General features: G+C 69.4%; 17 protein-coding genes. 2 read left to right on the top strand and 15 right to left on the bottom strand.

Annotation, left to right across the window (positions count from 1 at the left end):
• Positions 1 to 9: 9 nt before the first annotated feature.
• From K5880_RS18045 to K5880_RS18090, 10 genes are all read right to left on the bottom strand, one after another.
• Positions 10 to 2,043 (bottom strand): 3-deoxy-D-manno-octulosonic acid kinase, encoded by a 2,034-nt coding sequence (locus K5880_RS18045; RefSeq protein WP_297655513.1) that lies wholly within the window; start codon positions 2,041 to 2,043, stop codon positions 10 to 12.
• Positions 2,019 to 2,759 (bottom strand): glycosyltransferase, encoded by a 741-nt coding sequence (locus K5880_RS18050; RefSeq protein WP_297655516.1) that lies wholly within the window; start codon positions 2,757 to 2,759, stop codon positions 2,019 to 2,021. The genes K5880_RS18045 and K5880_RS18050 overlap by 25 nt, the downstream gene beginning before the upstream one ends.
• 77 nt (positions 2,760 to 2,836) lie before the next feature.
• Positions 2,837 to 4,213: a TolC family outer membrane protein gene (locus K5880_RS18055; RefSeq protein ID WP_297655519.1), complete on the bottom strand. Its 1,377-nt coding sequence runs from the start codon at positions 4,211 to 4,213 to the stop codon at positions 2,837 to 2,839.
• A gap of 65 nt (positions 4,214 to 4,278) precedes the next feature.
• Complete coding sequence (locus tag K5880_RS18060; RefSeq protein WP_297655522.1) at positions 4,279 to 4,629, bottom strand: rhodanese-like domain-containing protein; 351 nt, start codon at positions 4,627 to 4,629, stop codon at positions 4,279 to 4,281.
• A 35-nt stretch (positions 4,630 to 4,664) separates the two neighbouring features.
• Positions 4,665 to 5,378: a protein-L-isoaspartate O-methyltransferase gene (locus K5880_RS18065; protein ID WP_297655525.1), complete on the bottom strand. Its 714-nt coding sequence runs from the start codon at positions 5,376 to 5,378 to the stop codon at positions 4,665 to 4,667.
• A 50-nt stretch (positions 5,379 to 5,428) separates the two neighbouring features.
• On the bottom strand, positions 5,429 to 8,602 hold the full coding sequence (locus K5880_RS18070; protein WP_297655528.1) for an efflux RND transporter permease subunit: 3,174 nt from the start codon (positions 8,600 to 8,602) through the stop codon (positions 5,429 to 5,431).
• A 6-nt stretch (positions 8,603 to 8,608) separates the two neighbouring features.
• On the bottom strand, positions 8,609 to 9,754 hold the full coding sequence (locus tag K5880_RS18075; RefSeq protein ID WP_297655531.1) for an efflux RND transporter periplasmic adaptor subunit: 1,146 nt from the start codon (positions 9,752 to 9,754) through the stop codon (positions 8,609 to 8,611).
• A complete protein-coding gene (locus K5880_RS18080) occupies positions 9,751 to 10,431 on the bottom strand; it encodes a TetR/AcrR family transcriptional regulator (RefSeq protein ID WP_297655534.1) in 681 nt (226 codons plus the stop codon). The genes K5880_RS18075 and K5880_RS18080 overlap by 4 nt, the downstream gene beginning before the upstream one ends.
• 102 nt (positions 10,432 to 10,533) lie before the next feature.
• Positions 10,534 to 12,012 (bottom strand): potassium/proton antiporter, encoded by a 1,479-nt coding sequence (locus tag K5880_RS18085; protein ID WP_297655536.1) that lies wholly within the window; start codon positions 12,010 to 12,012, stop codon positions 10,534 to 10,536.
• Positions 12,013 to 12,059: 47 nt separating this feature from the next.
• On the bottom strand, positions 12,060 to 13,244 hold the full coding sequence (locus K5880_RS18090) for an acyl-CoA dehydrogenase (RefSeq protein ID WP_297655539.1): 1,185 nt from the start codon (positions 13,242 to 13,244) through the stop codon (positions 12,060 to 12,062).
• A 102-nt stretch (positions 13,245 to 13,346) separates the two neighbouring features.
• On the opposite strand from K5880_RS18090, the gene K5880_RS18095 reads away from it, so the two are divergent.
• Together K5880_RS18095 and msrA are read left to right on the top strand one after the other, a co-directional pair.
• A complete protein-coding gene (locus K5880_RS18095) occupies positions 13,347 to 14,237 on the top strand; it encodes a LysR family transcriptional regulator (RefSeq protein ID WP_297655542.1) in 891 nt (296 codons plus the stop codon).
• Positions 14,238 to 14,302: 65 nt separating this feature from the next.
• Complete coding sequence (gene msrA / locus K5880_RS18100; RefSeq protein ID WP_297655544.1) at positions 14,303 to 14,839, top strand: peptide-methionine (S)-S-oxide reductase MsrA; 537 nt, start codon at positions 14,303 to 14,305, stop codon at positions 14,837 to 14,839.
• A gap of 9 nt (positions 14,840 to 14,848) precedes the next feature.
• On the opposite strand, the gene K5880_RS18105 is transcribed toward msrA, so the two are convergent.
• The 5 genes from K5880_RS18105 to K5880_RS18125 form a co-directional block, all read right to left on the bottom strand.
• Positions 14,849 to 15,400: a fasciclin domain-containing protein gene (locus tag K5880_RS18105; RefSeq protein ID WP_297655547.1), complete on the bottom strand. Its 552-nt coding sequence runs from the start codon at positions 15,398 to 15,400 to the stop codon at positions 14,849 to 14,851.
• Between the two features lie 94 nt (positions 15,401 to 15,494).
• Positions 15,495 to 16,385, bottom strand: a complete 891-nt coding sequence (locus K5880_RS18110; RefSeq protein WP_297655550.1) for an EamA family transporter — start codon at positions 16,383 to 16,385, stop codon at positions 15,495 to 15,497.
• Between the two features lie 76 nt (positions 16,386 to 16,461).
• Entirely contained in the window at positions 16,462 to 17,850 is a 1,389-nt protein-coding gene (locus tag K5880_RS18115; protein WP_297655553.1) for a DUF3526 domain-containing protein, read from the bottom strand.
• Positions 17,847 to 19,262 carry an ABC transporter permease subunit gene (locus tag K5880_RS18120; protein ID WP_297655558.1) on the bottom strand — a complete coding sequence of 472 codons (1,416 nt, stop codon included), beginning with the start codon at positions 19,260 to 19,262 and terminating at the stop codon, positions 17,847 to 17,849. Before K5880_RS18120 ends, K5880_RS18115 begins: the two co-directional genes overlap by 4 nt.
• Positions 19,262 to 19,996 (bottom strand): ABC transporter ATP-binding protein, encoded by a 735-nt coding sequence (locus K5880_RS18125; protein WP_297655559.1) that lies wholly within the window; start codon positions 19,994 to 19,996, stop codon positions 19,262 to 19,264. The genes K5880_RS18120 and K5880_RS18125 overlap by 1 nt, the downstream gene beginning before the upstream one ends.
• Between the last annotated feature and the right edge of the window lie 4 nt (positions 19,997 to 20,000).

Below are 20,000 nucleotides of genomic sequence, written 5' to 3' on the forward strand. Positions count from 1 at the left end.
AAGAAGGGTTCATGGGGCGGAATAAGGAGCTTGATAGCCGGCCAGCAGCGCGGCCCAGTCGGCCTCGCTCCAGTGGTAGGGCGTCACGCGGGTGGCTTCCTTGCGCAGCGAGCGCAGCAGCCGCTGCAGGTTCAGGGGCTTCCAGTCGTCGCCGGTGCGCACCTTGCATTTGTCGAAGTCCACCACCCAGGCACGGCCTGCGCCGTCGAGCAGCAGGTTGTGGGCATTGAGGTCGGCGTGGAACACCTGCCGCTCGTGCAGCCGCCGTATCGCCTGGCCGACCATGGTCCATTCCGGGGTCGCCAGCGGCCGCTGTTGCAACAGCTGCACCAGGTTCGCGCTGTCGGGGATGAGCCCCACGATGATGTCGGCCTGGTAGAACAGCGGCCCGCGCGGCCAGTGGCTGGCGGCGATCGGTTCCGGCACGGGCAGCTGCCACGAGCGCATCAGGCGCAGCAGGCTGAATTCGCGCATGGCCCGGCTGTCATGCGGCGCGGCGCGCCAGAAGCGATCTTCGCTCACGCGCGCCATCAGACCGCCACGCCGGTAGTGGCGCAGCACCTGGCCGCGCCCGCCTTCGGTGATCAGGAGCGCCTGGCCACGGCCGCTGCCGGTGGCCAGGGCGGTGCCGCTGGTGTGTGCCGAGGGGTCGAAGGCCTGCGCCGACACCTGGGTCAGGTGGGTGGGGTCGAACCAGCAGGTGCGCCGCCCCGCCAGCGTGGCGGTATTCATCCGCGAGACGTTGCCGCTGTGCGCCGGCGCCCACATCGGGCGCAGCACCGCCATGCAGCGTTCGGAGGAGCCCTGGTTGCGGCTGATCAGCTGGCGGGCGGCGCTGGCGCGGGCCGCCAGCACGGGCGGGTGAGTCAGCCAGCGCACCGCCGCGTCGGCCAGCTCGCGCGCATCGCGCACGCAGGCTCCCGCGCCGGTGCGTGCGATTTCGTCGAACAGCGGGGCCGCGTTGTGCGTGTGCGGACCGAACAGCACTGGCTGGCCCACCGACATCGGCTCCAGCGGGTTGTGCCCGCCTATCGGAGAGAGTGTTCCCCCGACGAAGCACAGGGCGGCGTGCTGGTACCAGTGGACGAGTTCGCCCATGGCGTCGATCAGCATCACCTGGGTGTCGGCGGCGGGTGCTTCGCCACTGCTGCGGCGCACGTGCCGCAAGCCGCAGTCCTGCAGGCGCCGGGCCACGTCGTCGAAGCGCTGCGGGTGGCGTGGCACCAGCACCAGAAGCCAGTCGGGGTGGGCAGACGAGAGTTCCGGCCAGGCATCGAACCAGACGGTTTCGTCGCCTTCGTGCGTGCTGCCCGCGACGATCAGGGTGCGGTCCTGCAGCTCGGGTGGCAAGGTCACGCGGGCGGCGGGCACCGCGACGTCGAACTTCAGGTTGCCGGTGTCGTGCAGGCGTTCGGGCGGCACGCCGAGCGCGAGCAAGCGCTCGGCACTCACGGTGTCGGCCGCCGCCACCGTGACCTGCGGCCACACCGGGCGCATCAGTGCCGCCCAGCGCTGGTAGGTGCGCACCGACTTTTCCGCCAGGCGCGCGTTGATGAGGGCGACGGGCACGGCGTGCGCGCGGCACTGTTGCAGCCACTCGGGCCAGAGCTCGCGCTCCACCAGGATCAGCAGGCGCGGCTGCAGGCGGTCGAGGAAGCGCGCGACCGCGCCAGGGGTGTCGATGGGTGCGAACACGTGCCGCAGCTGGTCACCCCAGTGCGCGTGCAGGGCGCGTGCGCCGGTGGGTGTCTGGGTGCTGACCACCACGGCATGCGCGGGCCACTCCTGCAGCAGGGCGTGCAGCAGCGGCTGCACCGCCTGGACCTCACCGACCGAGGCAGCGTGGATCCAGATGCAGCCGAACTGCTCGGGCTGGACCGGGATGAAGCCCAGGCGGTGGCGCAGGTCTCGCCGGTAACCGGGTTCGCGCCGTCCGCGCCACCAGAGCCAGCCCAGCAGCGGCAGGGACAGGGCGCGGCTGACCAGCCGGTAGGCCCGATGGGGCAGGGAGACCGCGCTCAGCGCCAATGGTCGGCGACCCATTGGGCAGGCAACACGCGCCGGTACCACTTGCCGCTCACGCCGGCAATGACGTCGGGCGGGTTGGGCTTGCCATGGAACACGATGATCTTCGCGCCCGGCGGGATGGTGGGCGGCGAGAACCATCCCAGGATGCCCGGGCGCATGCAGTGGCGCTTGAAGCTGCGGCACCAGGCGTCGGGCCAGTAGCTGACCTTGCCCTGGCGGTTGAGGAAGCCGGTGATGTATTCCTGCTCGTTGCGCACGTCGGCTATCGATTGCGGGTAGCCGTTCTTCAGGTGGTCGAGCGCGTCGGTGTGCGCGCCAATGGTGAAGAGGTAGCACGAGGTGTTGCCCGTGCCGTCCTTCTTGTCCCACTCCCGGATCACGGTGAAGGCGCCGGGCTGGTCGAAGAACTCGTCCAGGCTGTCGACGATGACGATGTCCAGGTCGAGGAACAGCGTCTTGCCGCTCAGGTCATACAGCGGGTCGGCGAAGCTGGTGAGCTTGAGCCAGCCATGGCCGAAGGTCCAGGGCTTGCGCTGGTCGAATTCGTCGAAACCCACCGCCGGGATGGGCTTGACCTCGACGTCCGGGTGAATGCCCTCGCCGTCGTCGGTCAGGCAGACGAAGCGGAAGGGCCGGTGCAGGTGCCGCGACACCATGCTGTGAAGCTTGTTGACGTACTCGGGGCCGTACTTCCTGCCCCATTTGATGCACAACACGTTGACGGTTTGCACGTCTGGCTCTCCTGGGAGTGCTTGTTGGAAGAATGTGTCCGCACTGACGCCGACCCGCGCGTCGAGTGTAGCGGAGCTCACTTCGCCAGCAGCGCGTCGATCGGTCGCAGATCCTCCGGCTGCAGGCTGCCACTGGCCTGGCGCAGGCGCAGGCCGCTGAGCAGCACGTTGTAGCGCGCCTGGGCCAGGTCGCGCTTGGTCTGGAACAGCTGGCTCTGCGCGTTGAGCACGTCGATGTTGATGCGCACGCCCACCTGGTAGCCCAGGCGGTTCGCGTCCAGTGCGCTCTGGCTGGAGGCCTCGGCCGCTTCCAGCGCCTTGACCTGGCCCTGGCCCGAGACCACGCCGAGGTAGGCGCTGCGGGTGGACAGGTCGACGTTGCGCCGCGCGGCCTCCAGGTCGTTGCGGGCCTTTTCCTCCAGCGCCAGCGTTTCCTTGACCCGGTTCTGCACGGCGTAGCCCGCGAACAGCGGCAGGTTGAACTGCAGGCCCACGCTGGCGGTGTTGGTGCGCACATTGCCGGCGGTGGGCAGGGTGGTGGAGGGGCCGCGTGCCACCTGGTACTGCCCGACCAGGTCGAGCGTGGGCTTGTGCCCCGCCTCGGCCTTGCTGGTCTCCAGCTGGGCGATTTCCAGACTGCGCGTGGCCTGCAGGAGGGCAGGGTGGGCATCGGCCGACCGGTTCACCCAGGCCTGCGGGTCGGCGGGCAACAGCTCGGGCAGGGCCACGGGCGCCACCAGGGGGCGGGGCGCCACGGCATTGCGGCCCACGAGCTGGTCAAGCGCGAGCTTCTTCACGCGCAGATCGTTCTCGGCAGCAATCTCGCGCGCCAGCACCAGGTCGTACTGGGCCTGCGCCTCGCGCGAGTCGGTGATGGTGGTGGTGCCGACCTCGAAGTTGCGTCTGGCGGCGGCCAGCTGTTCGGCCACCGCGGTTTTCTGCGCCTGCACGAAGGCCAGGGTGTCCTGCGCGGCGAGCACGTCGAAGTAGGCCTGCGAGGTGCGCACGATGAGGTCCTGCTCCGCCTGCGTGAGGCGCGCCCTGGCGATGTCCACGCTGAGTTCGGCCTGGTCGTTCGTGAGCTTGTTGACCGGGCGGTACAGCGGCTGGCTGGCCGAGAGCGTGGCACTCTGGTTGTCGCTGGAGCCACTGAGCGCGCTGCTGCCGCTGATATCGCGCCGCGCCCAGCTGGCCACCGCGCCCAGGCCGGCCTGAGGCAGAAGGCCGGCGCGTGCCTGCGCGGCCTGGGCCAGGCTGGCGTCGTACTGCGAACGCGCGGACAGGTAGGTGGCGTCGAAGCCGCGGGCGGCCTCGTACAGCTGCACCAGGCTTTGCGCCCGCGCGCCGGTGGCGAACAAACTGCCCAGCAGCAGTACCGCGCCCAGCGCCAGCGGGTTCAGGGGCATCGGACGGCGGCGCAAAACCGGAAGGCGGGCGGACGGGGCGGCGTTCATGCAGGGATCCTTTGGGGCAGGCAGGTGTGGCCAGGGCGCAAGGCGGGAGACGGCAGGGAGTGAGCTCAGTACACCGGGACGCCCGGATCGCGTTCCTGCGACCAGGCGTGGATGCCACCGTCGATGTTCACCACGTGGGTGAAGCCCAGGCTTTCCAGGTACTGCACCACCTGCGCGCTGCGCGCGCCGTGGTGGCACAGGCAGGCAATGGAGTGGTGGCGGTCGAGCTCCGGGTAGCGCGCGGGGACGCTGCGCATGGGCATGTGGCGCAGTTCGAAGCCTTCGGGCTTGACCGAGGCCGTCTGCAGCTCCCAGGGCTCGCGCACGTCCAGCACGACGGGCAGCGCCTCGGGCTGCGCCGGGTCGCTTGCCTGCTGCAGCCAGTCCTGGAGTTGCGCGGGGCGGATCGAGTTCATGGTCAATGTCCGTGGTGCGGGTTGATGGGCGGCGTTCAGAAGCTGAAGCGCGAGGGCTCCGGGAAGTGGAGCAGGCGCGGCGCCACGGTGTCCCAGGGTTGCGCGGTCTGGTACGCCGCGTCGCCCGTGCGGGTGACGATGGTGACGCGCATCATGGGCTCGTAACCCACGATCGCCGCCAGGCGGCCGCCCGGTGCCAGCGAGGCCAGCAGCGCGGGCGGGATCTCCGCGACCGAGCCGCTGAGCACGATGGCGTCGTAAGGCCCATCGACGCCGCAGGCGGCAAAACCGTTGGCCGCGGCGTCGGCGCAGCGCACATCCGCGTTCGTGATGCCGGCCTGCTGCAGGTTCTGGCGCGCCTGGCGGGCCAGCGCCTCGTCGATCTCGATCGTCACCACGCGTTGCGCCAGGCTGGCCAGCAGGGCCGCCATGTGGCCGCTGCCTGTGCCCACTTCCAGCACCTTGTCGGTGCGCTTGAGCTGCAGGTCCTGCAGCAGGCGCGCCTCGACCTTGGGCGCGAGCATGGCCTGGCCCTCCACTGCCGGGTGGGTCAGCGGCAGGTCCATGTCGGCAAAGGCCAGGGCCTTGTGGGCGGTGGGCACGAAGTTCTCGCGATGGACGCGGTCCAGCAGGTCCAGCACCTGGGCGTCGAGCACTTCCCAGGGGCGGATCTGCTGCTCGATCATGTTGAAACGGGCCTGGCTCAGGCCCGGGGTGGCGGGCGTTTCGGGGGGAGTGGAGGTGGTCATGGCATCGACTCGGTGGAACGGGGTTTCGGGGGGACGGTAACCGGGCAATTTTACGGAGTGGTACCGGCTGGCAGCACGGTGGCGGGGGGCAGGCCAAGCCGGCGGCGGCACCAGGCGGCGAGGTCGTCCATGTAGCAATAGACCACCGGCACCACGACCAGGGTGAGCAGCGACGAGGTGATGACGCCACCGATCACGGCCTGGCCCATCGGGGCGCGCTGCTCGGAGCCTTCGGTCAGCGCGAACGCCAGCGGCACCATGCCGAAGACCATGGCCAGCGTGGTCATCAGGATGGGGCGCAGGCGCACGCGCGCGGCCATGAGCAGGGCCGACTCGCGGTCCACCGGCGGCCCGCCCGCGCGGCCTTCGCGCGCGCGGATGGCGAAGTCCACCAGCAGGATGGCGTTCTTGGTGACCAGGCCCATCAGCAGCACGATGCCGATCACCGAGAACATGCTCATGGTCGATCCGAACATCAGCAGCGTGAGCACCACGCCGATCAGCGTGAGCGGCAGCGAGGTCATGAGCGCCAGCGGCTGCAGGAAGCTCTGGAACTGGCTGGCCAGGATCATGTAGATGAAGATGATGGCCAGTGCCAGCGCCGAGAGCGCGTAGCCGAAGGACTCCTGCATGTTCTTCGTGGAGCCGCCGAACTCGTAGCGGTAGCCGGGGGGGAAGGCGATGCCGTCGAGCACCTGCCGGATGTCGGCAGAGACCTCGCCGGCAGAGCGGCCGTACACGTTGGCGTTGATCGCGACCTCGCGGTTGAGGTTGCGCCGGTTGATCTGGTTCGGGCCGGTGGCCTCCACCACCTCGGCCACCTGGCCCAGGCGCACCACGCGCGCCGTGCCGTCGGCGGCCGTGCCCACCTGGAAGGGCAGTTGCTCCAGGTCGCTGGCGCGCTCGCGCCGCTCGGGAGCCAGGCGCACGTTCACGTCGTAGCTCTGGCCGTCGGCCGCGCGCCAGTTGCCCACCGTGGTACCGGCTACCAGGGTGCGCAGGCTGTTGCCCACGGTCGCCACGCTCACACCGGCGTCGGAAGCGAGGTCGCGCCTGAGCTTCACGTCCACGGAGGGCTTGTCGGGCTTGACGCTGGCGTCCAGGTCGACCAGGCCGACGATGGGCCGGATGCGTTCGAGCACCACCTGGGTCAGGCGGTCGAGCTCGGCCAGGTCGTCACCCTGCAGCGAGAACTCCACCTGCTTGTTGCCGCCCACGGCGTCCAGCAGGCCGGCGTGCGTGACCGTGATGCCGGGCACCGTGCGCAGTCGCTCGCGCAGGCGGGCCGACATGGCGTCGGCGCTGAGCGCGCGCTCCTTGCGGTCGACCAGTCGCACGTAGACGCTGGCGTACATGGTGCCCTGTGCGTTGCCGGTGTTCAGTGTGGACAGCGTGTAGTTCACTTCGGGGAATTCGCGCAGGATCGCCTCGACCTCGCGCGTCTTGGCCTCGGTGGCCTGCAGCGAGGAACCCACCGGCGTGTGAAAGCTCAGCGAGGTTTCCGAGAAGTCCGCCTTGGGCACGAACTCGGTGCCCAGCAGGGGCACGACGAACAGGCTGCCGACGAAGGTGGCCAGTGCCAGCCCCAGCGTGGCCAGCTTGTGCCTGAGCGACCAGCGCAGCGCGCCCTGGTAATTCTCGGCCAGCACGTCCTGGAAGCGGTCGAACCAGCCGGTCACGCGGCCGATGGTCCGCCCGTACAGGGATCGATCGCCCTGACCGTGCTTCTCGATTTCCGGGTCGTGCCACACCGAGGACAACATCGGGTCGAGCGTGAAGCTCACGAACATGGAGATCAGCACGGCGGCCACCATGGTGATGCCGAACTCGTGGAAGAACTTGCCGATGATGCCGCCCATGAAGCCGATGGGCAGGAACACCGCGACGATGGACAGCGTGGTGGCGAGCACCGCCAGACCGATCTCCTGCGTGCCTTCCATGGCCGCGTTGTACGGCGTCTTGCCCATCTGCACGTGGCGCACGATGTTCTCGCGCACCACGATGGCGTCGTCGATCAGCAGACCGACCGAGAGCGTGAGCGCCATCAGCGTGATCATGTTGATGGTGAACCCGAACAGGTTCATGAAGAAGAAGGTGCCGATCAGCGCGATCGGCAGCGTCAGGCCGGTGATGACGGTCGAACGCCAGGAGTTCAGGAACAGGAAGACGATCAGCACCGTCAGCAAGGCTCCTTCGATCAGCGTGCGGCGCACGTTCTCGACCGAGACCCGGATCGGTCGCGAGCCGTCGGCGATCTGCTCCAGTCGCATGCCCGGCGGCAGTTCGGGGCCGATGGCAGCCACGGCCGCCTTGAGGCCGTCGGTGACGGCGATGGTGTTCTCGTCCTGCGCTTTCTGCACCTGCAGCAGCAGCGTGCGCCGGCCGTTGTACAGCGCCAGACTCTCGACCTCCTCGGTGCCGTCCGTCACCGTTGCCAGCTGCCCCAGGCGCACCGGCTGGCCGCCCCGGCGCGCGACGATGATGTCGTTGAAGTCCTGCGGGTCCTGCAGGCGCGAGAGCAGTTGCACCACACGCTCGGACTCGCCGGTCTTGAGCGTGCCCACCGGCAGGTCCTGGTTCTCGTTGCGCACGGCGGTGTTGACCTGCTCGGTGGTCACGCCCAGCGCTTCCATGGCCGAGGGATTCAGGTCGATGTTGATGGCGCGCCGCGTCGCGCCCACCAGCGTGACCGAGCCGACGCCGCGCACATTCTCCAGCCGCTTCTTCAGCGTCTGCTCGGCCCAGGTGGTGAGCTCGACCGCGCTCGGGGCCTTGCCGTTGACCGGCTCGGGGATGACGGCCACCGACCAGATCGAGCGCGCCGCCGGATCGAAGCGCAGCACGCGCGGTTCTTCCACCTCGTCGCGAAACACCGGGCGCAGTATGGCGATCTTCTCGCGCACGTCCTCCGCCGCCTTGCGTCCGTCCACCGTGAGCTGGAACTCGATGATCACGATCGACTGGCCTTCGTAGCTGCGCGAGGTCAGGGTGTTGACGCCGGCGATCGCGTTGACTGCTTCCTCCACCTTCTTCGTGACCTCGGACTCGACGATCTCCGGCGAGGCGCCCGGGTAGGCGACCTGGACCACGACGACCGGGAAGTCGATGTTGGGGAACTGGTCGACCTGCAGGCGCTGGAAGGAGAACACCCCGAGCACCACGAAGGCGACCATCACCATGGTGGCGAACACCGGGTTGCGCAGGGAAACCTGGGTGAACCACATAGGGGCTCAGTTCGCGGCCAGGCGCACCGCCGTGCCTTCGCGGATCAGGCCGGCCTGCGCGCTCAGCACCGGGGTGCCGGCAGGCACGCCCTGCACCGCGCGCATGCGTTCGGTGCCGGACAGGCCGCTGGCGTCCTCGGTGAGCGGGATGTGCGCCACGTTGCCTTCGCGCACGATCTGGATGTAGGGCCGGGGTTTGTCGTTGCGCACCGCCGAGGCCGGTACCGCCAGCGCGTTGAAGCTGCCGGTGACCAGCTGGCCTTGCGCGAACAGGCCCGGGCGCATGCCCTCGGCGGCCGGCACGCGCAGGTAGATCAGCACACTGCGGCTGCTGGCCTGCACGCTGGGGTTGATGCGCGCAACCGTCGCCAGCACGGGCTGTGCGAGGCCCTCGACCTGCAGACGCGCGGTCTGGCCCAGCTTCACGGCGACCGCGTCCGCCGGCGTGATGGCCGCTTCCATCTCGAAAGCCGAGAGATCCACGACCTCGAGCACGCGCGTGTCGATGCCCACGCGTTCGCCGTTCTGCACCAGGCGCGCCGCGATCTGTCCGCTCAGGGGCGAGCGCAGCGTGGTGTCGGCCAGTGCCTTGTTCGCGATGTCGAGCGCGGCCAGCGCGGCCTGGTGCGTGGCTTCCGCGCCGGCCAGGGTGGCCGTGGCGGTTTCCAGTGCGGTGGCGGAGATGAACCCCTGGCGCACCAGGGCCTGGTTGTTGTCCAGCGTGCGCCGCGCGATCGCCACCTGCGCCCGGGCTGACTCGGCCTGGCGCTCGGCCTGGCGCACACGGGCCCGGGCTTCGGTGCTGTCGACGCGCGCCACCACCTCGCCGGCCTGGACTGCGTCGCCCTCGCGCTTGGTGAGCCCCTGGATCTCGCCGGCTGTCCGCGCCTTGATGGCCGCCGTCTGAACGGCCTCGACCGAGCCCGAGATGCCCACCGCCCGGACCAGCTCCAGCGCCCGCACCGCGACCACGTCGTGCGCCGCGAGCGTGTACACCGGCGCCTGCTGCAGCAACTCGGCCGCCGCGCGCGCCGATGCCGCCTGGGACTTGCGCTTGTCCAGCGCGCGCACCACGCCCAGCCCGACGGCCAGCACCAGGACGGCCGCCAGCAGCCAGGGGACCCACTTGGCGCGAGTGCGGTCCATCTTCATGGTTGGCGCACCAGCATGCCGCGCAGCAGCAGGTCGACCTGGTTGTCGAGGAAGGCCACGGGTTCGATCTGTTCGGAGGCAGGACAGCACGGCGCCATGGAATGCTTCCACATCAGCAGGAAGATCATGGGCGCGATCAGGCTGTACACCGCGTAGTCCAGCGGCATGGGCCGGAACTCACCGCGGTCGATGCCGTGCTGCAGCACACGCCGCAGCAGGTCGTGGCCCGGGCCGATCACCTCCTGCTGGTAGAAGTTCGCGATCTCGGGGAACATGCCGGCTTCGCTCATCACCAGCTTGGTGATGCCCGAGGCGGCCGTCATGCCGATGCGCTCCCACCAGGTGTGCATGCAGTAGCGCAGCAACTCGGCGCTGCTGCCACTGAACTGGGCGAGCTCTTCGTTCCACTCGGTGAAGCGCCCGGCGATGGTCTCGCGCACCACCGCCTTGAACAGCTCTTCCTTGCTCGGGAAATATAGGAACAGCGTGCCCTTGGACACACCGGCGCGGGCGGCCACCTCCTCGACCCGGGTGGCGGCAAAGCCCTTCTCGACGAACAACTGCAGGGCGGCGTCCACCAGTTCACCGGGGCGCGCTTCCTTGCGCCGGGTGCGGCGCTGGCGCGGCTCGGCATCGCTGGCGTGCGACAGGTCGTCGTCGGGCAGGGCAGGGGACATGGGAGAAATTAATGACCGATGGGTTATTAATGTAACCGATGGCGCGTCCCGGGGGTGTCGCCCAGGACAGGAAGTGGCCGTTGCCGCGCGCCCGCGCGGGCCTCAGCCCAGCCGCATGCCCACGCGCGTGATCTTCTTGGCCTCGACCTCGCGCACGCTGATCTCCGCGTTGCCCAGCGGGGCAGTGTCGCCCACCACCGGTGGCCGGTTGAGTTCGGTGTGCAGCCACTGCCCGATCGACTGGCTGGCGTTGGCCGGAACGGGCAGTCCGTAGAAGGCGCACAGGCTCTCCAGGGGCGTGCCGGCATCGAGCTCGAAGTCGCCATAGACCAGGCGGGCATGCTCGGTGTCGTCCGGATCGGGCAGGGCCACACCGGTGCGGCGTGCCGCCCAGGCGATGGTTGAACCCTGCAGCAGCAGGGAGGTGAGCACGACCACGAACGCCACGTTGAAGAAGGTGTGCGCGCCCTGCACCCCGGCCATCACCGGGAACACGGCCAGCACGATGGGCACGGCGCCGCGCAGGCCGACCCAGGAGATGAAGGTGATCTCGCGCGGGCTGAAGCGCAGCGGTGCCAGGCACAGCCAGACCGAGACCGGTCGCGCCACCAGCATCAGCACGAGCGAGACGCCGATCGCCGGCCACAGGGTGCGCAACAACTCGGAGGGCGTGACCAGCAGACCCAGCAAAAGGAACATGCCCGCCTGCGCCAGCCAGGCGTAGCCGTCCATGGCCGAGAGCGCGGGCCGCACCAGGCGCCGGGCGCGGTTGCCGGCGATCACGCCCATGGCGTACACCGCCAGGAAGCCCGAACCGCCGAGCCAGGTCGTGAGCGCGAACACCGCCAGGCCACCCGAGACCATGAGCAGCGCGCGGATGCCACCGCCACCGTCCACGCCGCGCCCCATGCGCTTGAGCAAGCCGGCCAGCCCGAAGCCGCAGGCGACGCCCATGGCGGCACCCCAGCCGAACTGGTACAGCAGCGACAGCAGCACCGCCTTGGCGCTGAGCTCGTCGCCCGTGCCGGCACCCATGGCCAGTGCCACGCCGATGAAGGTCAGCGTGAGGTACACCGCCATCGGGTCGTTCATGCCGGACTCGATCTCCAGCGTCGCTGCCACGCGCTCGTTGAGTTTGACGCCCGATGACTTGAGCAGCGAGAACACCGCGGCCGCGTCGGTGGAGCCGACGATGGCGCCCACCAGCAGCGCCAGCGGCCAGGACAGGTCGAGCAGCCAGTGGGCGGCAGCGGCGGTCAGGCCGGTGCAGACCATCACGCCCACGGTGGCCAGCAGCAGCGAGGGCCGCAGGCCGGTGCGGAAGGTGACGATGTCGGTGCGCAGGCCGCCATCGAGCAGGATCACCGCCAGGGCCACGTTGCCCACCACGAAGCTCAGGCGGAAGTCGTTGAACACCACGCCGCCCGGGCCGTCGACGCCGGCCAGCGTGCCCACCACCAGGAACACCAGCAGGAACGAGAAGCCCACCCGTGCCGAGAACACACCGGCCATCACGCTGATGAACACCAGCGAGGCAGCGGCAAGCAGCGGCAGGGAGAGGAAATCGAGCGACAGGGACATGCCCTGAAGCTAACAGAAAGCGTGCCAGCGTTGCCGGCACGCCGCGCTCAGGAGAACGCCTGAATGCCGGTGATCGCGCGACCCAGGATGAGCGCGTGCACGTCGTGCGTGCCTTCGTAGGTGTTCACCACCTCCAGGTTCACCAGGTGGCGCGCCACGCCGAACTCGTCGCTGATGCCGTTGCCGCCCATCATGTCGCGCGCCAGGCGCGCGATGTCCAGCGCCTTGCCGCAGCTGTTGCGCTTGAGGATGGAGGTGATCTCCACCGCGGCCGTGCCTTCGTCCTTCATGCGGCCCAGGCGCAGGCAGCCCTGCAGGCCCAGGCTGATCTCGGTCAGCATGTCGGCCAGCTTCTTCTGGATCAGCTGGTTGGCCGCGAGCGGGCGGCCGAACTGCTGGCGGTCCAGCACGTACTGGCGGGCGCGGAAGTAGCAGTCCTCGGCCGCACCCAGCGCACCCCAGGCGATACCGTATCGCGCGCTGTTGAGGCAGGTGAACGGGCCTTTCAGGCCACGCACCTCGGGGAAGGCGTTCTCCTCCGGCACGAAGACGCTGTCCATCACGATCTCGCCGGTGATGGAGGCACGCAGGCCGACCTTGCTGTGGATCGCAGGGGCACTCAGGCCCTTCATGCCCTTGTCCAGAATGAAGCCGCGGATCGCGCCTTCGTCGTCCTTGGCCCAGACCACGAACACGTCGGCGATCGGGCTGTTGGTGATCCACATCTTGGCGCCCGAGAGGCTGTAGCCGCCGGCCACCTTCTTCGCGCGCGTGACCATGCTGCCGGGGTCGGAGCCGTGGTTGGGTTCGGTCAGGCCGAAGCAGCCGATCCACTCACCGGTGGCCAGCTTCGGCAGGTACTTCTGCTTCTGCGCTTCGGTGCCGAACTCGTTGATGGGCACCATCACGAGCGAGCTCTGCACGCTCATCATCGAGCGGTAACCCGAGTCCACGCGCTCCACTTCGCGCGCCACCAGGCCGTAGCAGACGTAGTTCAGGCCGGCGCCGCCGTAGGCCTCGGGGATGGTCGCGCCCAGCAGGCCGAGCTCGCCCATCTCGCGAAAGATCGCCGGGTCGGTCTTCTCGTGGCGGAACGCTTCGGTCACGCGCGGCAGCAGCTTTTCCTGGCAGTAGGCTTGGGCGGCCTCGCGCACCTGGCGCTCATCGTCGGTCAGCTGCTGGTCGAGGTGGAACGGGTCTTCCCAGCTGAAGCGGGCTTTGGCGGTGCTCATATGTTGTCTCCGGTGGTCGGGGTGGCGATGCCATGATTGTCGGTGGCACATGAATACCTGTCTAATATCGTTCCTGTATTCATTGATACAAATTTCAGATTCATGGAATTCCGACACCTGCGCTATTTCCTGGCCCTGGCCGAAGAGCTGCACTTCGGCCGGGCTGCGCAGCGCCTGGCCATCACCCAGCCGCCGCTCTCGCTCAACATCCAGCAGCTTGAAGCCTCGGTGGGGGCCCAGCTGTTCACCCGCAACAGCCGTGGTGTGCAGCTCACAGCGGCGGGGCAGGCCTTCGTGCCGGCGGCACGCGCGCTGCTGGACCAGGCTGGCGTGGCCGCGCGCGAGGCGCGCGAGGTCGCGCAGGGCCTGGTCGGCAGCCTGCAGATCGGCTTTGCCGGCACGGTGCTCTACCGCGGCCTGCCGCAGATCCTGAAAAGCTTCGCCAGCGCGCACCCGCGGCTGCGCCTGGTGCTGCGCGAGATGAGTTCGAGCGACCAGTTGATCGACCTCATGCACGAGCGGCTCGACCTTGGCTTCGTGCACACCACGCGCGTGCCGGCCGGGTTCTCGCAGATTCTGGTGTCGCGCCAGGCCTTCGTGGCCTGCCTGCCGGCGGGCCACGCGCTGGCGCGGCGCAAGCGGCTGCCGCTGGTGCTGTTGCAGGGCGAGCCGTTCGCCATGGTCTCGCGCACCGTGTCGCCGGACTACCACGAACGCATCCTGGGCCTGTGCGCCGACGCCGGCTTTGCGCCCGAGACCCGTTATGAGCTGCGCCACTGGCTCAGCGTGGTTTCTCTGGTGGCGCAGGGGCTGTGCGTGGCGCTGGTACCGGCCGCGCTGGCGCAGGCCGGCCTGCCCGGCGCGGTGTTCGTGCCGTTGCAGGGCGAGACACCGCCCTACGAGACGCACTGTCTGTGGAAGACCGACAGGGACCAGGCGGCCCTGGGGGCATTCCTGGGCGCCGTGCGCGGGTTTGCGCAACCGCTAGAGTGACGTGCTGTTGAAAGATTCCTGCGAATGGGTGGACCAACGCAAGTGAACAAACCATGGAGAACACGATGAGCGACAAACAGGTGCTGGTGCTGGGCGGTGGCTGCTTCTGGTGCACCGAGTCGGTATACAAGGAAGTGACGGGCGTGACCGACGTCGAGTCCGGTTACAGCAACGGCCACGTGAAGCAGCCGAGCTACGAGGCGGTGTGCACCGGTACGACCGGGCACAACGAGGTGGTGCGCCTCGAATACGACCCGGCGCAGGTCAGCACGCGCGAGATCCTGGAAATCTTCTTCGTGATCCACGACCCGACCACGCTGAATCGCCAGGGCAACGACGTGGGCACGCAGTACCGCAGCGGCATCTACTTCACCACGCCCGAGCAGCAGCAGGTGGCTCAGTCGCTGATCGACGAGCTCACGAAGGACAAGGCCTTCGGTCAACCCATCGTCACGGAGGTGAAGGCGCTCGACAACTATTCCGCTGCCGAGGCCTACCACCAGGACTTCTTCGAGCGCAACCCGGACCAGGGCTACTGCATGATGGTGGCCGCGCCCAAGGTGGCGAAGTTCCGCAAGACCTTCGCGCGGCTGGCGAAGTAGGCCGCCCGTTTACTTCGGCAGCATCACCTTGTCGATGACGTGGATCACGCCGTTGGACTGGTAGACGTCGGCAATGGTCACCGTGGCCACGCCGCCCTTTTCATCCGTCACGGTGACCTTGCCGCCGGCCGCCTTCGCCACCAGCGTGCCGCCGGCCACGGTCTTGATCGAGGCCATGCCCTTGCCGTCCATGACCATCTTGCCGATGGCGGCGGCGTCCCATTTGCCGGGCACGACGTGGTAGGTCAGGATGCCGGTGAGCATGCCCTTGTTCTCGGGCTTGAGCAGCGTGTCCACGGTGCCGGCAGGCAGCGCGGCAAAAGCGGCGTTGGTGGGCGCGAACACGGTGAACGGGCCGGGGCCTTTCAGCGTGTCGACCAGGCCCGCGGCCTTCACCGCCGCCACCAGCGTGGTGTGGTCCTTCGAATTCACCGCGTTGTCGATGATGTCCTTGCTCGCCAGCATGGGCGCGCCGCCCACCATGACTTGCGCAAAGGCTGAGAGGGATGCGCCGCCGATGGCCAGGGCCAGGACGGTCTTGCCGAGGGTGTGCTTGATCATGAAGTCTCCTTGAGGGGTTGAAGCCGGAACTGCGGCTGCAAGGAGATACGCAGTGCGGGCCCGCACTGGATTCAAAAAAATGCGGTGACGGGCCTCAGCGCGACCCGGCCCGGCGCCGCAGGGCCCCGTGCAACAGCGGCCAGCAGACGATCACGGCCAGACCCATCAGCACCAGCGCCGCCGCCCCCAGCTTCCAGCCCGGCAGGGACTCACCCAGCGACAGGGCCGAAGCCCCCATGCCAAACACAGGGATCAACAGCGCCAGCGGCGTGACGGTGGCGGCCGGATGGCGTGCCAGCAGCCAGTTCCACAGGCCGTAGCCGTACAGCGTGTTGCCCACCGCCTGCCACAGCACGCTGGCCCAGACCAGCGTGCTCGCCTGCCGCACGCTCTCGGCCATGAGCTGCGGGCCTTCGATCAGCCAGGACAGCGCGAACAGCGGCGGCACCGCGAACAGGCTGCTCCAGACCATGAAGTGCAGCATGTTCACCGGCCCGAGCGACTTGACCGTGAGGTTGGCCAGCGACCAGAAGAAGGCCGCGCCCAGCACCAGGCCGATGCCCAGCAGCGTGACCGTCGCGTCGAGGTGGGCCGCGATCACTCCCAGGCCGGCCAGTGCCAGCAGCAGGCCGATCACCTGGTAGCCGCGCACCTTCTCGCCCATGAGCCACAGCGACAGGCCGATGGTGAAAAAGACCTGCAGCTGCACCACCAGCGAGGCCAGGCCGGGCGAGATGCTGCTGCGCATGGCCAGGAACAGCAGGCCGAACTGGCCCACGCCCAGCAGCACGCCGAAGGTCGCGATCTTGCGCCAGGGCGCGGTCGGGCGCGGGATGAACAGCAGCCAGGGCAGGGCCGACAGCGCGAAGCGCAGCGTGGCGAAGAGAAAGGGCGGCAGGCCGTCCAGCCCCCAGCGGATCACGACGAAGTTCGTGCCCCAGACGAAGACCACCGAGAGGGCCAGGAGCAGGTGGGTCGTGGGCAATGCAGGCTCCGGTCGCAAGGGGCCCGCAGTATAGCGAGGCCGTGAAGGCGCGCGCTCCCGCGCGCGACAGACCGGTTCAGGGCCGCTGCAACGATGCGCGCGCGGCGACCACGCCAGCGGTCAAGACCAGCGCCAGCAGGCCCAGGGCCAAGGCCTGCCGGATCACCGCGGCCCCCAGGTCCCCCTGCGGCGCGACGAAGCGCGGAAGGTGGTCGAAGTCGTCCGCCGTGAGCCCCCGGTAGCTCATGATGCGCGGCACGAAAAAGTCCCGCCAGGCGTCCTCGTAGTCGTTGACGCGCTGCACGTGGCGCAGGTAGCGGGGTGCATCGATGCCGGCCAACCGGTCGGCCACCATGACCAGGGCCAGGCTCGGTGACGACCAGGCCCAGCGCTCCAGCGCGACAAAACGCCGCGCGCGTGCGCGGTCGAAGTCTTCCATCAAGGGCCTGATCTCCAGATCCTGCTGCAGGTAGCGCGGCAGGAACGACACCGGCCAGGCATGGCTGCTCCGCCCCGCGGGCGCGGCGTCGGGGTGCGCCGCATACCAGTCGGCGAGGTGTTCGTCCATGTGGACCTCGGCCTCCTGCTGGGCATGGCGCACCAGGGCGATGGCGCTCAGCCGCGACGGCATGGAGCTGTCCCGGTCCACCCAGGCGGCCAGGGCGGCGGGGACGACGAAGGTCGACAGCAGCCAGCAGGCCAGCAGGCCCAGTGTGGCCGAACCGGAGGACAGGGGCAGCAGGCAGAACCCGCCTGCCAGAGCCGTCCAGACCGCGCAGAAGGCCGCCAGGGTGATGAGCCAGGCCAACCAGGCGATGCCACTGGCCCCCGGATCGAGCGCGAACGCGACCGAGGAGGCCGCCGCGGCCACACACCAGATGGCGACCGCGCGCAGCCCCAGCGCCCACGCGAAGACGCGGCCGGGCCGTGCGCGCTGCGCCACCACCAGTCGCCACTGCCCCTGTTCCCGCTCTTCCTGCACCAGGCCGCAGGTGAGCCCGAGTATGGCCAGGGGCAGCAGCAAGGCGACCACGGTCGCGAAGTCGGGCAGGCCGAAGTCCTCCAGCAGCGGGTTGCTCAGGCGCTCGGCCTTGCGCGCGTCCGTGTGCCGGCTCTCCACCGTCACGCGGGCGTCCGGGCTCAGCAGCTGGAAGGTCCCGGTGCCCAGTGCCAGACCCCCGAGGGCGGGCAACTGCGCCGGCGGTGCATCGGCGCGGGCGAACAGGAAGGCGGCCATCATCGCCTGCGTGCCGTTGCGTGGCTGGGCGGCCGCGGCCTGGGCCTTCAGGCGCGTGTGCTCCCAGTCCGCCTGCTGCATGAGGGCGGCCGCGCGGTACTCGCGCGCGGCCAGGCCGGACCACACCGCGCTGGTCCCGAGCAGCAGCGCGAACACCGCGAGCACCCAGAGGTTCAGCGCTTGCCGGACGAAGCGGCGCCACTCGGCGCGGGCCAGTGCCGGGGTCATGGATCGAGCTTTCTCAGGCTGGCGCGCAGCAGCCCCGCCGATGCCAGGGCCCAGGCCAGCAACACCAGGAGGTCGGGCCAGGCCGCGCGCAGCGCGAACCCCACGCGCGGTGGCGCGTAACGAAAGGCTTCGACGGAGCGCCACAGGTCGTTGTTGGCGTAGCGGTCGTCAAACGACGTGATGCCCCGGGTGTTGTCCACGTCCCATTGGTCGATGCGGGTGTTGACCTGGCGCCGGTAGCCTTCGGCCGCTTCCTCGAAGTGCCGCTGGTGCGCGAGATCGGTGCCCGCCATCTTCATCGAGATCGCGCGCATGGCCACGGCGGGGCTGAGCAGGGCCGTCGCCCGGAGCCATTGCTCCTGCCGGTGCTGGCGCTGCCACAGCGCGTCGAAATGCAGGGCATGAACCCGGTCCGCATAGGCATCGCGCGCCAGCCGCCGTGCGGCGGCGACCCCGAAGGGCAGGTCCTCCAGGCGCTGCGCCTGGTGGCGGCGCAGCAGCTCGGCCTCGAACGCCTTGCCGCGCGTCGCCAGATCGGCGTCTCCGGGCAGGCCTTGCGTGTAGTCGCGGTGGATGTCGCCCCAGAACCGCTCGGCCGTTGGCAGCGGCACGGCGCGCTGCGCTGCCGCCGCACCCAGGCGCGGCACGGCGAAGACGAAAGCGACCCACAGGCCCAGCAGCACGAAGAGACTGAGCCGGCTGGTGCGCGTCCACGCCGAAACCGCGAGCGCGAGGGCCGCAAACACGCCGCAGTACAGCAGGTACGCGAGCGCCAGCAGCAGGCCGCGCCAGAGGGCATCGGCCGGCGGCAGCGTCCCCGCGGCCGCAAGACCCAGGCCGCCGCCGACCGCGAGCAGCAGCACCAGCGCCACGACAGCGAGCAGCGCCACCAGCTTGCCCACCAGCAGGCTGCCCCCGCGCAGGCCGGCGCTGTGCAGCATGCGCAGCGTGCCGCTTTCGCGCTCCTGGCTGACGGCGTGGAAGGCCAGCGCAATGATCAGGAGCGGCAGCAGGACCACCAGGGCGAAGGCCGGGGTCGGCTGGCCGAAGCGCACCGAGGGCGGCTCGTCGGCGGCGGGTCGGAACCGCGTCATGTTGCGCCGGTGCGGCTCGAGCCAGAGTGCCTGGCCCAGGTAGGGATCGAGACCCGGGTCGATGCCGGCCAGCGGTGAATCGGGGCGCAGCGCGTACAAGCCGAAGTGCGCGCCGCGGTGGGGATGTTTGTCACCCTGGTCATCCCATTGTTCGCGCACGAGCGCCGCCACCTCCGCCTTCTCCTCGGCCAGCCGCTGGTGTTGCTGTGCGGAAGCGGCCAGCAACCCGGCCAGCAGCAGTCCCAGGGACAGCGCGAGAACGGCGAACCGTCCGTCGCGCACGATGGCCCGCCATTCCTTGCGAACGATCGCCAGCATCACGGCGACGTCTCCGCCGTTGCGTTGCGGGTGTGCAGGAGGTAGGCGCGCTCCAGCGCATCGTGGCTGACGGTGTGGGCATCGAATTCGGCCACGAGCCGGCCTTCTCGCATGATCCCGATGCGGTCGGCCACCTGGCGCGCGTTGAACAGGTCGTGCGTCGCCATCAGCACGGCCATGCCGCCATCGGCCGCGGCGCGAACGCGCTGTGCGAAGTCGTTGGCGGCGCCCGGATCCAGCCCGGACGTGGGCTCGTCCAGCAGCATGGCGCCAGCCTGCTTGGCGTGCGCGATGGCCAGGCCCACCTTCTGGCGCATCCCCTTCGAATACGTCGCCACCCGCGCGCCATGCGCCCGGGTCTGCAGCCCGGCCTGCTCCAGCAGCGTGCGCGCCGAGGCGCCCGTGACCACGATGCCCGCCAGCGTGCAGAAGTACTGCAGGTTCTCTGCCCCGCTCAGGTAGGGGTAGAGCGCCACGTTCTCGGGCAGGTAGGCCAGTTGCCGGCGCACCTGTGCCGCGTTCCGGGTCGGGGAGAAGCCGCCAACCCGGGCCTCGCCCGACGTGGGCGCGATGAAGCCCAGGAGCACATCGAGCGTGGTGGTCTTGCCCGCGCCGTTGCCGCCCAGCAGGGCATAGACGCTGCCTGCATGAACATCGAGATCGAGCCGGTCGATGGTGCGCCGTCCGCCGCGCTCGACCTCGATCGCCCGCAGCGAGAGCATGCCTTCCCTCATGCGC

The organism is Hydrogenophaga sp., assembly GCF_025699295.1.
In the GTDB taxonomy this organism is placed as follows: domain Bacteria; phylum Pseudomonadota; class Gammaproteobacteria; order Burkholderiales; family Burkholderiaceae_C; genus Hydrogenophaga.